This window comes from Burkholderia sp. AU27893, assembly GCF_002223205.1.
Taxonomy (GTDB): domain Bacteria; phylum Pseudomonadota; class Gammaproteobacteria; order Burkholderiales; family Burkholderiaceae; genus Burkholderia.
Genome location: NZ_NKFD01000005.1, coordinates 163,383 through 177,588, shown reverse-complemented (window position 1 = coordinate 177,588; position 14,206 = coordinate 163,383). Strand labels below are relative to the sequence as shown.

Sequence of the window (14,206 nt, the reverse complement as noted above, 5' to 3'; positions counted from 1 at the left end):
TGACTCGATGCGTGAGAGCGGCACGGGCGATCAGTACAGGACGTTCTTCGCCGCCTGCGAATCGAGGTTCTGCTTGTCGACCATCACGACGCCGGTGTCGATCAGCTTCGGCGCGGGCTTGCGCTCGATCACGTCGAGCGCCGTGCGCACGCCCTGGTTCCCCATCTGCCACGAGCCCTGCACGGCGATCGCCTGCACGGTGCCGTCGCGCACGAAGCCCTGCAGGTCCTCGTTGCCGTCGAACCCGATCGCCACCACCTTGCCCGCCTTGCCCGACTGCTTCAGCGCGCGGCCCATCCCGACCGCGGTCGGCTCGTTCGCGCCGAAGATGCCCTTCAGGTCCGGGTTCGCCGACAGCACGTCGGTCGTCTGGTTCAGCGCGGTCGCCATTTGCGACTGCGAGTAGTACGGGCCGACGACCTGCAGCTTCGAATGGCTCTCGATGTACTTGCGGAACCCGCCGACGCGGCTGACCTCGGACCCCGCGCCCGGCACGTACGACATGATCGCGATCTTGCCGGACTGCCCGACGCGGTCGATCAGCGCCTTCGCGCACAGCGCGCCCGCCTTCTCGTTGTCGGTCGACAGGAACGCCTGGTAGTACGGCTTGCCCGCGTCCGCGATCGCCGAATCGATCAGCACGACGGGAATGTGCGCTTCCCACGCCTTCTTGATCGCGGGCACCAGCGCATCGGGATCGGACGGCGCGAGCACGATGCCCGCCACGTGACGCGTGACCGCGTTGTCGACCATGTTGACCTGCCCGCTGATGTCGGACTCGGCCGCCGGGCCCTGGAACGTCATCGTGTAGCCCTTCGCGCCGTCGAGCGCCGCCTTCGCGCCTTTCTGCACGTTCTGCCAGTAGTTCGAGTTGACCGTCTTGACGATCACCGCGATCTCGCCGCCCGCCGCAACCGCGCCGCCGCTGCATACCGCGAACACGCACGCCGATGCCGCCAGCAGGATGGATTTGTTCATGTCTCGCTCCGCTTCTCGTTGGTTGGGACTGCTTGCTGCCGGTCAGGGCCGGCGATTGCGCAACTGGTCGATCCACACCGTGCCGAGGATCACGACGCCGATGATGATCTGCTGGATGAAGCTCGATACGCCGTTCATGTTCAGGCCGTTGCGCAGCACGCCGATCACGAACGCGCCGATCGCCGTGCCGGAGATCGTGCCGACGCCGCCCATCAGCGACGTGCCGCCGATCACCGAACTGGCGATCGCGTCGAGTTCGTACATCACGCCTTCGTTCGGCTGCCCGGTGACGAGCCGCGACATCAGCACGCAGCCCGTCACGCCCGCGAGCGCGCCCGAGAGCACGTAGGTGAACAGCTTCACGCCCTGCACGTTCACGCCCGACAGCCGGGCCGCTTCCGCGTTCGACCCGACCGCGTAGATGTGGCGGCCCAGTGACGTTCTCGACAGCAGCACGGACACCACGACGAACAGCACGACCATGATCACGACCGGATACGGAATGCCGGGAAAGGTCGTGTCGGGAAAGCCGTCCGCGCCGATGCGCGAGATCCGCAGCAGCGCGCCGTTGCCGAGCGCACCGAACGCGTCGCCGAGATCCGATACCGGCCGCGCGCCGGTGATCTGCAGCGCGATGCCGCGCGCGACGAGCATCATGCCGAGCGTCGCGATGAACGGCGGCAGGCCCATCTGCGTCACGCAGATGCCGTTGACGAGCCCGCACAGCGCGCCGACCAGGATGCCGGCCGCCATCGCGGCGGGCACAGGCACGCCGGCCTTGACCAGCAGCGCCGCGCAGACGCCGGCCAGCGCGAGCACCGAGCCGACCGACAGGTCGATGCCGCCCGTGATGATCACGCAGGTGGCGGCGACGCCCAGGTAGGCGATCGACGTGACCTGCAGGCCGACCGTCATCAGGTTGTCGACCGAGAAGAATGCCGCGCTCGATATCGAGAACGCGAACACGAGCACGACGAGGCTGCCCAGCGCCGCGAACTTCTGGATCAGGTCGCGCCGCCGCTGTCGCGCCGCCCGTTCGTCGGCCTGGCTTCGATCGGATGTCATTTCAAGCATGGGAACGCCCCGACGCAAAGTGCATGATCTCCTCCTGACTGGTGTGTTTCGTGTCGAGCAATGCGGTCAGTCGACCTTCGTGAAAAACGGCGATCCGGTCGGTCATGCCAATCAACTCCGGCAATTCCGAACTGATCAGCACCACGCCGACGCCGTCGGCGGCGAGCCGGTCCATCAGCCCGTAGATCGCGAATTTCGCGCCGACGTCGATGCCGCGCGTCGGCTCGTCGAAGAACAGGATCTTCGAGCCGCGATACAGCCATTTGCCGATGACGACCTTCTGCTGGTTGCCGCCGGACAGGTTGCGCACGCGCTGGTGCACGGACGGCGTGCGAATCGCGAGGTCCTGCACGTAGCGGCGCGCGACGGCGAGTTCGTCGTCGAAGCGCAGGAATCCGAAGCGTGACGCGATGCCGCGCACGTTCGCGAGCGTGAGGTTCGCCGCGACGGGCATCGGCAGCGCGAGCCCTTCCTTCTTGCGGTCCTCCGACAGATACGCGATGCCGTGCCGGATCGCCTCGCGCGGCGAGCGGATCGTCACGGGCCGCCCGTGCAGCGCGATCGTGCCGCCGTCGACGCGATCGGCGCCGAAGATCGCGCGGGCGATCTCGGTGCGCCCGGCGCCCATCAAGCCCGCGAAACCGAGGATCTCGCCGCGCCGCAGCGCGAACGACACCGGCCCGAACACGCCGTCGCGGCGCAGCTCGCGCACGTCGAGCAGCACCTCGTCGGTCGGCACCGATTGCCGTGACGGATAGGCGTCGTCGAGCGTGCGTCCGACCATGCGCGCGACGATGTCGTCGAGGCTCACGTCGGCGAACGCGTCCGTCGAGATGTGGCGCCCGTCGCGCAGCACCGTCACGCGATCGACGATCTGCGCCATTTCGTCGAGCCGGTGCGAGATATACAGGATCGCCACGCCGTCGGCGCGCAGTTCCTCGATGATGCGAAACAGCTGCACCGTTTCCGCTTCCGTCAGCGACGACGTGGGCTCGTCCATGATCAGCACGCGCGCGTCGTGCGACAGCGCCTTCGCGATCTCGACCATCTGCTGCTGCGCGATCGACAGCACGCCGACCTTCGTCGTCGGGGCCACGTTCAGCCCGATGCGCGCGATGCAGCGCGCCGCATCCGCGTTCATGCGTTTCGTATCGACGAACGGGCCGCGCCGCGGCTCGCGCGCGAGGAACAGGTTCTCCGCCACGCTCAGGTGCGGGACGAGATTGAGTTCCTGGTGAATGATCGAGATGCCCGCCGCCTGCGCTTCGGAAGCCGAACGAAATTGCACCGGCGCGCCGCGGTAGTGAACGACGCCGTCGTCGGGCAGGTACTGGCCGCTGATGATCTTCATCAGCGTCGATTTGCCCGCGCCGTTTTCGCCGCACACGGCGTGCACCTCGCCGCGGCGCAGGTCGAGGCGAATCCCGTCGAGCGCGAGGACGCCCGGAAAGCGCTTGCGAATCCCGTCCAGGCGCAGGATCTCCCGGTCCGCTGCGTCGTGCGCGGCCTGACCGGGCAGATTGCGAGGCATTGCCATTGCGTCTCCTTGGGGTGGATCGACCTCGGCACTCCCTGGTCAGTCCAATTCGGATGAATTACAGCAACCAAACCTGTTTTGGTCAAGCCAATTTAACTATTTCAATCTGATCTTACCAACAGTGAAAACCCGGACATCGGGATGAACCCGCCGCCATACGGGGCGATGCGGCAGGCGTGATAGACTCCGCGACACGCGCTTGCGCCCAAAGCGCATTGATCCCACTCCATCGGATGAAATCGACAGAACCCAAGCGGCTTTACCAATCGGTCGCGGCCCAGATCGTCGCGTTGATTCGCCAGGGCGAATTCGCGATCGACGAGCGGCTGCCGCCGGAGCGCGAACTGGCGCTCACGCTCGGCGTCTCGCGCCCGTCGCTTCGCGAGGCGCTGATCGCGCTGGAAATCGGCGGCCAGATCGAGATCCGCATGGGCTCCGGCGTGTACGTGCGCGACACGGCGGCCGACGCGGTCGGCCCGATCGCCACGCTCGGCGACAGTCCGTCGGAATTGATGCAGGCGCGCGCGGCCGTCGAAGGCAGCGTCGCCGCGCTGGCCGCGGCCCGAATGACGGCCGCGATGCTCGAGCGGCTGCGCCGCACGGTGCAGCGCATGAAGCGGCTGGCGGAGGCCGGCAAATCCCCCGTCGAAGCCGACCGGCAATTCCACATGCTGATCGCGGAAGCCGCCGGCAACTCGGTGCTCACCCGCTTCGTCGGCGAGCTGTTCGACAGCCGCCACGACCCGATCGCCACCGCGATGCGCGGCCACGCGGAGAATCCGCAGACGTGGACCGCCGCGGTGCGCGAGCACGAGGACGTGCTGCTCGCGCTGCAGGCCGGCGACCCGATCGCGGCCCAGACGGCGATCCGCGCGCACCTTCGCGCGTCCGAAGCGCGGTGGATCGAGGGTGGGCTGAAAGCCGATCCGGATTGACCCACGCACGGGCACCGGCACGCACGTCGTCGCACCACGACGCACGGCGCCACGGAATGAACCGTGCCGACCGCCATGAAATCCGCTGATGCGTGATTCGAGCCCGCGCGGCAACCCGCGCGGGCGTGACGTCGCTCGACGTCGGCCTCCCTGATCGAACCAAGCAAGACGCGACGACCCGGACATTGCCGGTCGCCGCTTTCCGCTGGACGAAGAACCGCCGCGCCCTGACGTCGCGAAAAGCGCGATTCCGCGCGTTCCGCGACCGCCGCCGCACCGCCCGCCGCCATGCACCCACCCCATCTCAAAATTACGATTGCAAATGCCTCTCATTTGCATTAAATTGCCGCGCAAATGTACTGTTTGGAACACAGATGCCGGCGCAATGCCGCCCGCCGTGCCCGAACGCGAACGACACAACAAGGAAAAGGACGGGTATGAGCAGGAGGAACTGGGCGGCCGCACCGCTGGCCATCGTCGTCGGCACGGCCGGCATGGGCGCCGCCGACGCGCAGGAGACGGCGCTGCCGACCATCGAGGTGTCCGCGCAACGCGCGACGGCGCCGTTCCGCACGCGCGAATCGACGAGCGCGACGCGCAGCGAGGCGGACGTGATGGAGATTCCGTTCGCGGTCAGCAGCGTCGATACGAAGCTGATCCAGACGGTGGCCGCCACGCGCGGCGACGATCTGTACGACTGGGTCGCGGGCGTGTCGCGCCAGAACAACTTCGGCGGCCTGTGGGACAACTACGCGGTGCGCGGCTTCGCCGGCGACGGCGGCACGTCCGGCACCGACTACCTGGTCAACGGCTTTTCGTGGAATCGCGGGATGAGCGTGCCGCGCGACACCGTCAGCCTCGAGCGCATGGAAGTGCTCAAGGGGCCGGCGTCCGCGCTGTATGGCCGCGGCGACCCGGGCGGGATCATCAGCTATACGACGAAGCAGCCGCAATTCGCCCGCGCGAACACCATCGGCGTGTCGGCCGGCAGCTACGGTGCGTTGCGACAGACGCTCGATTCGACCGGCCCCGTCACGAAAACGCTCGCGTACCGCTTCGTCGCGATGAACGAGAACAACGGCAGCTTTCGCGACACGGTGTCGAGCAAGCGCTACCTGTTCTCGCCGTCGTTCACGTGGGACATCGGCGCGGACACGACGCTCCACTACGAATTCGAGAGCGCGCGCCAGCGTGCGCCGCTCGATCGCGGCGTGCTGGCGGTCAACGGCCAACTGGGCGTGATTCCCGCGTCGCGCTTTCTCGGCGAGCCGCGCGACGGCGACTACGACGTGCGCAACACGGGCCATCAGTTCACGCTCGAGCACCGCATCGATTCGAGCTGGTCGATCAATGCCGGCGTCGCGCAACGCAACACCGACCTGTCGGGGCGCTCGTCCGAGGCATTCGCATTGCAGCCGGACGGCCGCACGCTGTGGCGCCGCTACCGGCAGGTCGCGTTTCACTCGAACGACCTGCAAGGCCGGCTCGAAACCACCGGCGCGTTCCGCACGGGCGGCATCGGCCACACGCTCGTGATGGGCGTCGACGCATATCGCTTCAACTATGACCAGTTCGTCGCGCGCTCGACGCCGAGCGCCGCCGCGCCGTATGCGATCGACATCTTCGATCCGGTCTACGGCCAGCCCACGCCCGCGCTGCGTACCGCGACCAACCTGCTCGAACGCGACAACGGACAAGGCGTCTACGCGCAGGACACGCTCGCGTTCGGGCCGCACTGGAAGATCCTGGCCGGGTTGCGCTGGGATCGCTTCCACCAGTCGATCGACAACCGCCTGAACGGCGTGACGACGAGCCAGTTGCAGACCGCGGTGAGCCCGCGTCTCGGCGTCGTGTATGAAATGAGCCCGGCGTGGTCGTTCTATGCGAACACCGCGTATTCGTTCCGGCCGAACAACGGCGCGGACGTCGGCGGCAACGCGTTCGATCCCGAGAAAGGCCACGGCTACGAAGCCGGCGCGAAATGGGCGGGCGCGCGCTCGCTCACGACCGTCTCGGCGTTCTACGTGACCAAGCGCAACGTGCTGACCGCCGATCCGGCGAATGCCGGCTTCTCGCGCGCGGCCGGCGAAGTACGCAGCCGCGGCGTCGAATTCGAATGGAGCGGCGACCTGGGCCACGGCTTGCGCGGCCTCGTCAACCTCGCGTACGTCGATGCCGAAGTCACGCGCGACACGGTGCTGACGCCCGGCGCGCGGCTCGTCGACATACCGCGGCTGAGCGGCAGCGCGCTGCTGATGTACGAGACGACCCTGCCGTTCGCGGACAAGGCCGGCGCCGGCGCCGGCGTGATCTATGTCGGCCGCCGCGCCGGCAACACGGCCAACACGCAGGACGGCTTCGAGCTGCCGGCCTACGCGACCGTCCAGCTCAACGGCTACGTGCAGGTCAACAAGCACCTGCGCGCGTCGGTCGTGCTGAACAACCTGTTCAATCGCACCACCTACGTCAGCTCGTACAACAGCCTGTGGGTCACGCCGGGCGCGCCGCGCAGCCTGTTCGCGTCGCTCGCGTACTCGTTCTAGCGCGGCCGGGGCGGCTGACGCGACGCGCATCGCGCGTCAGCCGCCGACCACGAACCGCGCGCCCAGCGCGAGCAGCAACGCAGGCGGCATCACGCACGCGCCGACCGCGAGGAATGCGCGGAAACCGACCTGCAGCCCTTCGCGCCGGATCGCCGCCAGCCACAGAATCGTCGCGAGCGAACCGGTGATCGACAGGTTCGGGCCAAGATCCACGCCGATCAGAATCGCATCGACCACCGTCTGCGGGCTGTGCGCCGCGTGGATCGTCGAACTCGCGATCAGCCCGGCGGGCAGGTTGTTGACCGCGTTCGACACCAGCGCGATCGCGACGCCGGCCACGGCCGCCGCGACGTGCTCGCCGCTTTGCATCAGCAGGTGCAGCAGGCCCGCCAGCGCGCGCACCGCGCCGGTCCGGTCGAGCGTCTCGACGACGACGAACAGCCCCGCGACGAGCGGCAACACGCTCCATGAAACCGCGCGCACGATCGGCACGCACGCCGCGCGATCCCGCATCGCCACGCACGCGACCGTGACGACGCCCGCCAGCGCGGTCGGCAACCCGAGCGGGCGATCGGCGACCGACACCGCCATCAGCGCGACGGCCGTTGCGGCGATGCCCGCCAGCGCGATGCGGCCGCCGCTGGTCAGCGGCTGCACCGGCAGCCCGGACTCGCAACGGCCGGACAGCGCACGCCGCTGCACGATCCGCAGCATCACGAACGTGCAGACGATCGACGCGACGGACGGCGCCGCGAAATGCGCGAGCCAGACGCCGAGCGCCGGCATGTGTGCACAGTACAGCACCAGGTTCGCCGGATTCGAAATCGGCAGCACGAAACTCGCGGCATTGGCGACGAGCGCGCAGCTGTACAGCAGCGGCATCGGATCGGCCTTCGCGCGGCGCGCGGCGGCAAGCACCGCGGGCGTCAGCACGACGGCGGTCGCATCGTTCGACAGGAACACCGTGGTGACGACGCCGACCCCGTAGATCAACGCGAACAACCGCCGCGGCGAGCCCTGCGCGAGATTGACGACGTGCGTCGCGACCCAGTCGAACAGCCCCTCGCGACGAGCCGCCTCGGACAGCAGCATCATGCCCGTCAGGAACAGGTACACATCGCCGCCTTTCGCGACGGCATCCAGTGCCTGGGCAGCCGGCAACAGGTTCAACACGACCAGCAGCAGCGCGCCGCTCACGGCCCAGATGGCCTCGGGCCAGCCGAACGGACGCGTGATCACGCCCGCGGTGGCGAGCGCGGAAATCAGCCAGGCAAGCGAAACAGGATTCATGGGCAAGTGGATCGAGGCATGGAAATCGACATCGCCTTTACGACGATGTCGCCGATAGATCGGCGGGCTTGCCGCACACGCGGCCCAGCGAGCGCGCATGACCGAGCCACAGCGCGAGCGAGCCCGTCGACACGGCGCCCAGCACGACGAACGCGGCCGGATAGCCGAAGTGCTGCGCGAGCACGCCGCCCAGCACGGGACTGAGCGCCGCGCCGATGCCCTGCGCGGTCGCGACGGCGCCCTGCCCGGCATTCACGCGGCCGGAGCCATGCAGCAGGTGAACGACGAGCGCGGGCACGACCACGCTTTGCAGGCCGGCGCCGATGCCGTCGAGCACCTGCACCGGCCACACGCCCGCTTCGCTCAGCCACGCCGCGGCGACCAGCCCGCGCACCGGCAGCACGAGGTACGAGAACAGCAGCACCCGCCAGTAACCGTGCGCGCGAATCAGCCGGGGCGCGAGCCACGCCGCCGCGATCATCACGCACTGCGCGATGACGATCGTCTGGGCGGTGAACGCGCTCGCGTTGCTGCGATGCGTGACGACGACGCCCATCCCGTAGAGCGGCAGCATCGCCGCGTTGCCGAGATGAAACAGCGCGAGCGACGCGCCGAGCAGTACCAGCGGCCGGTTGTCGGCGAGCGTGCGCAGGCCGCCGACGCGCGATGGCGGTGCCGATGCCGGTGCCGGTGCCGGTGCCGGTGCCGACGCCGCATCCGACGCATGCGGATGCGCAGCATCCGTTCCCGGTGCGGCACCGGCGGGATCGAGACCCCGTGCGGACGCATGATCGATCGCGTGCCCGGGAATCGCCAGCGCGCTCACGATGGCGAGGACCGTGAACACGCCGACCAGCGCGAACACCGCGTCGAATCCGACATGCCAGCCGAGCCACCCGGCGAGCGCCGCACCGGCGACGTTGCCGGCGTGGTTCGCCATCTGGTTGCGCCCGAACTGCCGGTCGAAACCCTGCCGGCGCACGATGCCGAGCGTCACGCCCGCGGCGGCCGGCGCCAGCACCGCGCCGCTGACCGCCGCCACGACCTGCGACGCCGCCACCGCCGGATAGCCGTGGACGAACCTCATCGCCAGCGACGCCAGCGCCGTCACCGCGGTCGCCACGACGATCAGCGCCCGCTTCGCGCGCACCGTGTCGACGAGCGCGCCGGCCAACGGCGTCGCGGCCATCGCGGCGAGCCCGGCCAGCGTCATGACCGAGCCGATCGCATCGGCGCCCCAGCCGCGCGACAGCAGGATGACGCCGATGAACGGGCCGATGCCGGCCTGCACGTCGGCGAGGAAGAAGTTGAGCGCTTCGAGCGCGCGCGCCGCTCTCATGGCCGTCTCAGCGTCGCACGATCATTCGGCATCCGCATCGACGAGCTCGGCGATCTCGCTCACGTCGAGCGTCGTGCCGTGCGGCGTGACGACGCCGTGCCCCCACGCCTGCACATGGACACCGGGACGCAGATACTCGTGCAGCGCTTCAGCCGCATGCGGCGGCACCCGCAACGCGACGCCGCTCGTCAGCAACGCGCCGTTCAATTCGCCTTTCGGGCCGTGCAGCGCAAACGCGACTTCGCCGCTCGATTCCAGCGGTTGTCGAGCGGGGTGCGTCGGCTTCGCCGGCGCCGCATGCGCGGGCCCGTCGTCGACGATGTCGACGCCGTCGCGGCCGGTCAGTTGCACGGCCGCGATCATCTCGGCGCGACGCGGCTTGACGCCCCGCACGCGGATGCGGTCGCCGACCGCGACACGGCGTACCAGTTCGCGGCCCAGATGCGGCGGCACGTGAACCTGCAGGTCGCCGTTCAGGATCAGGCCGTCGATGTCTCCGTGCGGATTGAGCAGGAACTGTGTGACGCGGCCGCGCGTTTCGGGCAGGCAGGCGGGATCGATCCAATGCATGGCAGGACTCCTTTCGATGGGTTTCGGAATGGCGTCGCGCTCAGCGCGCGACATCGTCATAGAGATTCACGACATGGCCCGGCGCGCCGAACGCCGTCGCCTGCAGCGCTTCGCCGTACGCGTTGCGCGTGCCGTAGCCGACCGCGGCCACGCGCTCGCCGGGGACAAGCAGCGCGCCGAATTGCTGCGCGGCCGGAACGGTCAGCTTGACGATCGCGCCGCTGTCGAGCATCACGCCGTCCGGCTCGCCGCGCGGCGCCCGTGTCACGCGGCGCACGACGCCGGACACGCTCAGGCGGGCGAGGTTGACGCCGCGCAGCATGGGCGGCACCGGCGCGACGGGCGCGGGCGGCTGATCGGACAGCGACGCGCCGGTGCCGTCGTTGCGGACGACGCGGGCACGGATTTCATCGTCGACGCGTCGTTCGCCGGCGACCGTCACGCGGTCGCCCGTCTTCACGAGCGCCGTCAGTTGCGAACCGAGATGCGGCGGCAGGCGGACGAGCGTGCCGTCGGAGAGCACGAAGCCGTCGACGGTGCCTTCCGGGTTGATCGTCAGGCGCGACAGCGTGCCGGACACCAGCGCATGCCGTGCGGTGTCGTTTCCGGGCACGGCAGGCACCAGCGCGCGAGGCCGAGGAGGAGCAGGCGGCGGCATGGCGCCGGCCGGATCTTCCGCGCGCGGTGCGGGCGGCACTTGCGCCACGCTGACCGTTGCGACGGCAACGAGCGCGGCCGCGCAGAGCATGCGAGACGAGCGGCGGACGGCGGCACGGCGCCGCGGCCGCGATCGAACGACAGGCAGGTACGACTTCATGACGGGCTCCGGCGACGGGTTGCGATGCATCGATATCCGCAATACCCGTGCCAACCCGCGACGCCCCGCGTGGCCGTGCGCCGAACGACGACGCGCGCGAAACCTGTCGGATTTCCCGACACGTCGCTTCGCCGGATGTCGGCATTCCCGACAGTCGAAACGGCGAGACTAGCCTAGTCGCCGCGCTCGATCCCGAGATTCGCCATGCGCGCATAGAGCGACTGGCGGCCGATGCCGAGTTGCCTCGCGGCCTCCGCGCGGTTGCCGTTCGCGCGCTCGAGCGCGCGCAGGATCGCCGCGCGCTCGACCGTCGCCAGCGCATCGGGCAGCGGCATGTCGAGCAGGTGCGCCGGCACCGCATCGGCGTGCGGCTCGCGCGCCGGCCCGGCGGCCAGGCCGAGATCGGCCGCGCCAATGGCCGGCCCGGGCGCGAGCGCGGCCGCCCGCTCCATCACGTTGCGCAGTTCCCGCACATTGCCCGGCCAGCGGTGATCGAGCAGCGCGCGCTGGGCGTCGTTCGTCAGATGCAGCGCGCGCGTGCCCGCCGCGCTGCCGAGGAAATGCGCGGCGAGCGGAAGGATGTCGGCCACACGCTCCGCGAGCGGCGGCAGATGCAAAGGAATGACGTTCAGCCGATAGAAGAGGTCTTCGCGGAACGTGCCGTCCGCGACGGCCGCGGCGAGGTCGCGGTGCGTCGCGGCCACGACACGAATGTCGATCGCCGTCGCGCGATCCGCGCCGAGCGGCATCACCTGGCGCTCCTGCAGTGCGCGCAGCAGCTTCGCCTGCATCGCGGCGGGCATGTCGCCGATCTCGTCGAGAAAGAGCGTGCCGCCGTCGGCCTCCACGAGCCGCCCCGCGCGATCGGCATGCGCGCCCGTGAACGCGCCGCGACGATGCCCGAACAACTCGCTTTCGAGCAGGTCGGCCGGGATGGCCGCGCAGTTCACGGCGACGAACGGCCCCGCATGCCGGGCCGACGCCGCATGCAGCACGCGGGCGGCCACCTCCTTGCCCGTGCCCGTCTCGCCGGTCAGGAGCACGGTCGCGTCGCTCATCGCGGCGCGGCCCACTTGCTTCTGCACGTCGCGCATCGCGGCGCTCACGCCCAGCAGTCGCGGTCGGTCCGCCGACGGTTCGCCCGCGAAATCGCTGTCGCCCGGCGCGCGCGCGGGCGGCTGATTCGCCGACACGATGCGTTCGAGCAGTTGCGCGATGTCGCGACGCCCGATCGGCTTCGTCAGGTGATCGAACGCGCCGAGCCGCATCGCTTCGATCGTGTTGTCGCTGGTCGCATGGGCCGTCAGCATGACGACCGGAATCGCGGCCAGCGCGGGATCGTCGCGCAGTTGCGCGAGCACGGCCAATCCGTCCAGATCCGGCAGGCGGAAATCCAGAAAGATGCATTCGACGCCATCGCCGTCGCGCAGCGCGCTGAGCGCGGCGCGGCCGGAGGCGGCCTCGACGGCCCGATGACCGAGATCGGCGAGCGTTTCGGCGAGGCTGTCGCGAAAGGCCGCGTCGTCGTCGACTATGAGGATGTTTGCCATGGAATTTCAATCACGAATGCGGCGCCCCCGTCGAGGCGCGCGTGCCCGCCGTGCGCCGCCGCCACTTCGCGCACGACGGCCAGACCAAGGCCCGTGCCCTCCGCGCGGCCGGTCACGAACGGCTCGAAAATCCGCTCGCGCTGCGCGGCCGGCACGCCGGGGCCGCTGTCCGACACGGTGAGGCACAGCCAGTCGCGCCCGGCGAAGGTGCGCCGCTCGGCGGCGAGCGTGACCGCGCCGCCGTCGCCCGCGTGGTGCAGCGCGTTGAGCAGCAGGTTGTCGAGCGCCCGCCGCATCTGGTCGGGGTCGAAAGCAGGACGATCCGACGGCCATGCCAGCCGTTCGCCCTGCCCCGCGAGCGACAGCGTCAGGTCGATCGCTTGCCGCTGCGCCAGCTCGCGGTGCGCGTCGACGACCTGCGCGAGCCACGCGTCGACGTCGACCCGGGTCGCTTGCGGGCGCACCGGCTGCGTCAGCGCGAGCAGGCTCGACAATTGCGCATCGATGCGCTCGATCTGCGCGAGGATCACGCGCAGCGCGTCCTGCTGCCGCCGGCCATCGCCGGCCAGCGCGTTTTCCGCCTTCAGCCGCATTGCGCCCATCGGATTGCGAATCTCGTGCGCGACCTGCGCGGCCAGCTTGCCCAGCATGCCGAAGCGTTCGGCCTGCGCGAGGCGCGTGCGCAGTTCGTCAGCCTGCTGTTGCAGCCGGTCCGCGCGCCGCGCCCGCTCGTTGAACGCATCGATGACGCGGTCGAGATCCGGCTCGCCGACGTACGGCAGATGATGCTCGCGACCGTCGGGGCCCAGCCCGCTCTCGATCCGCGCGAGATTGCGCTTCCATCGGCGCAGCGCCACGGCCAGCGCCGCCGCGATCGCCAGAATCACGGCGAGGACGGCCGCGAGGCCCGTGGCCAGCAACTCGCCGTGCCGGCCCAGCGGCGGGCGCGCACGCGTCAGCATCCACACGTACAGCCCCGATCCGCCGCGTACCGGGCAGGCCGCCGCGATCACGGCATCCTGCGCGCCTTCGACGACGTTCGCCGTCGCGGCACGCGTCGCGGCCGCGGCGCGCAGCGTGCGGAGGATCAGCGGGGTTTCCGCCTCCGGTACGTCGTGTTTGACGCCACTGCCCTGGTAGGTGGGAAAGGAATACGCGAGAAACCCGTTCGCCGCAGGCGCGGCGCCGGGCATCCAGAACCCGCCTTCCATGTCGGGGGCGCGGGAAAGCACGATGTCGAGGATCGCATGCATCAGCTCCGGGGCGGGCCCGGCGCCCGGCGACGCGGAAGACGCGCTGTAACGCGACGCGACCGCTTCGCAGGCCGACGCGCCGGCGGCCTTCGCGCTGGCGACCTGCTGACTCTCGGCGGAACTCGCGGTGATCCAGACGACCGCGACCAGCGTCGCGCACAGCGCCGCGACGAGTGCCCAGAGCATGACGAGTTGGGTGGAAAACGACGGACGCTTCATCGGATCGGGCTGGCGGCTGAGGACGACAGCATAGCGTATCGCCTGTCGTGCGAAGCCGCCACGATCGTCATGCAGCGTACGGGTGTCTTGCCGGGCCGGCG

General features: G+C 69.7%; 11 protein-coding genes. 2 read left to right on the top strand and 9 right to left on the bottom strand.

All coding sequences use genetic code 11. The features are described from left to right. Positions 1–30: 30 nt before the first annotated feature. From CFB47_RS33095 to CFB47_RS33085, 3 genes are read right to left on the bottom strand one after another with little or no spacing between them, the layout of a single operon-like run. Entirely contained in the window at positions 31–978 is a 948-nt protein-coding gene (locus tag CFB47_RS33095; RefSeq protein WP_089459890.1) for an ABC transporter substrate-binding protein, read from the bottom strand. A 42-nt stretch (positions 979–1,020) separates the two neighbouring features. Continuing rightward, a complete protein-coding gene (locus CFB47_RS33090) occupies positions 1,021–2,052 on the bottom strand; it encodes an ABC transporter permease (protein ID WP_011549867.1) in 1,032 nt (343 codons plus the stop codon). Further along, positions 2,045–3,589 carry a sugar ABC transporter ATP-binding protein gene (locus CFB47_RS33085; RefSeq protein ID WP_089463725.1) on the bottom strand — a complete coding sequence of 515 codons (1,545 nt, stop codon included), beginning with the start codon at positions 3,587–3,589 and terminating at the stop codon, positions 2,045–2,047. The genes CFB47_RS33090 and CFB47_RS33085 overlap by 8 nt, the downstream gene beginning before the upstream one ends. Before the next feature lie 233 nt (positions 3,590–3,822). Here CFB47_RS33085 and CFB47_RS33080 point away from each other — a divergent pair, with 233 nt between their 5' ends. Both CFB47_RS33080 and CFB47_RS33075 read left to right on the top strand, forming a co-directional pair. Further along, the gene (locus CFB47_RS33080) at positions 3,823–4,524 is read left to right on the top strand and encodes a FadR/GntR family transcriptional regulator (RefSeq protein ID WP_089463724.1); all 702 of its coding nucleotides are present in this window, start codon (positions 3,823–3,825) and stop codon (positions 4,522–4,524) included. A 437-nt stretch (positions 4,525–4,961) separates the two neighbouring features. After that, a complete protein-coding gene (locus tag CFB47_RS33075; RefSeq protein ID WP_089463723.1) occupies positions 4,962–7,067 on the top strand; it encodes a TonB-dependent siderophore receptor in 2,106 nt (701 codons plus the stop codon). A gap of 36 nt (positions 7,068–7,103) precedes the next feature. On the opposite strand, the gene CFB47_RS33070 is transcribed toward CFB47_RS33075, so the two are convergent. The 6 genes from CFB47_RS33070 to CFB47_RS33045 form a co-directional block, all read right to left on the bottom strand. Then, positions 7,104–8,357 (bottom strand): arsenic transporter, encoded by a 1,254-nt coding sequence (locus tag CFB47_RS33070; RefSeq protein ID WP_089463722.1) that lies wholly within the window; start codon positions 8,355–8,357, stop codon positions 7,104–7,106. Between the two features lie 37 nt (positions 8,358–8,394). Continuing rightward, positions 8,395–9,696 (bottom strand): MFS transporter, encoded by a 1,302-nt coding sequence (locus tag CFB47_RS33065; RefSeq protein ID WP_089463721.1) that lies wholly within the window; start codon positions 9,694–9,696, stop codon positions 8,395–8,397. A gap of 21 nt (positions 9,697–9,717) precedes the next feature. Beyond that, a complete protein-coding gene (locus CFB47_RS33060; RefSeq protein ID WP_089463720.1) occupies positions 9,718–10,266 on the bottom strand; it encodes a hypothetical protein in 549 nt (182 codons plus the stop codon). A gap of 40 nt (positions 10,267–10,306) precedes the next feature. Then, positions 10,307–10,879, bottom strand: a complete 573-nt coding sequence (locus tag CFB47_RS33055; RefSeq protein WP_256946811.1) for a hypothetical protein — start codon at positions 10,877–10,879, stop codon at positions 10,307–10,309. 377 nt (positions 10,880–11,256) lie between these two features. Continuing rightward, a complete protein-coding gene (locus tag CFB47_RS33050) occupies positions 11,257–12,633 on the bottom strand; it encodes a sigma-54 dependent transcriptional regulator (RefSeq protein ID WP_089463718.1) in 1,377 nt (458 codons plus the stop codon). Beyond that, on the bottom strand, positions 12,615–14,105 hold the full coding sequence (locus CFB47_RS33045; RefSeq protein ID WP_089459883.1) for a PAS domain-containing sensor histidine kinase: 1,491 nt from the start codon (positions 14,103–14,105) through the stop codon (positions 12,615–12,617). Before CFB47_RS33045 ends, CFB47_RS33050 begins: the two co-directional genes overlap by 19 nt. Between the last annotated feature and the right edge of the window lie 101 nt (positions 14,106–14,206).

Excerpts from the sequence above, each read along its gene's own strand:
- CFB47_RS33095 (WP_089459890.1), bottom strand. The coding sequence starts at position 978 with ATGAACAAATCCATCCTGCTGGCGGCATCGGCGTGCGTGTTCGCGGTA.
- CFB47_RS33070 (WP_089463722.1), bottom strand. The coding sequence starts at position 8,357 with ATGAATCCTGTTTCGCTTGCCTGGCTGATTTCCGCGCTCGCCACCGCG.
- CFB47_RS33080 (WP_089463724.1), top strand. The coding sequence starts at position 3,823 with ATGAAATCGACAGAACCCAAGCGGCTTTACCAATCGGTCGCGGCCCAG.
- CFB47_RS33050 (WP_089463718.1), bottom strand. The coding sequence starts at position 12,633 with ATGGCAAACATCCTCATAGTCGACGACGACGCGGCCTTTCGCGACAGC.
- CFB47_RS33060 (WP_089463720.1), bottom strand. The coding sequence starts at position 10,266 with ATGCATTGGATCGATCCCGCCTGCCTGCCCGAAACGCGCGGCCGCGTC.
- CFB47_RS33045 (WP_089459883.1), bottom strand. The coding sequence starts at position 14,105 with ATGAAGCGTCCGTCGTTTTCCACCCAACTCGTCATGCTCTGGGCACTC.
- CFB47_RS33075 (WP_089463723.1), top strand. The coding sequence starts at position 4,962 with ATGAGCAGGAGGAACTGGGCGGCCGCACCGCTGGCCATCGTCGTCGGC.
- CFB47_RS33085 (WP_089463725.1), bottom strand. The coding sequence starts at position 3,589 with ATGGCAATGCCTCGCAATCTGCCCGGTCAGGCCGCGCACGACGCAGCG.
- CFB47_RS33065 (WP_089463721.1), bottom strand. The coding sequence starts at position 9,696 with ATGAGAGCGGCGCGCGCGCTCGAAGCGCTCAACTTCTTCCTCGCCGAC.
- CFB47_RS33090 (WP_011549867.1), bottom strand. The coding sequence starts at position 2,052 with ATGCTTGAAATGACATCCGATCGAAGCCAGGCCGACGAACGGGCGGCG.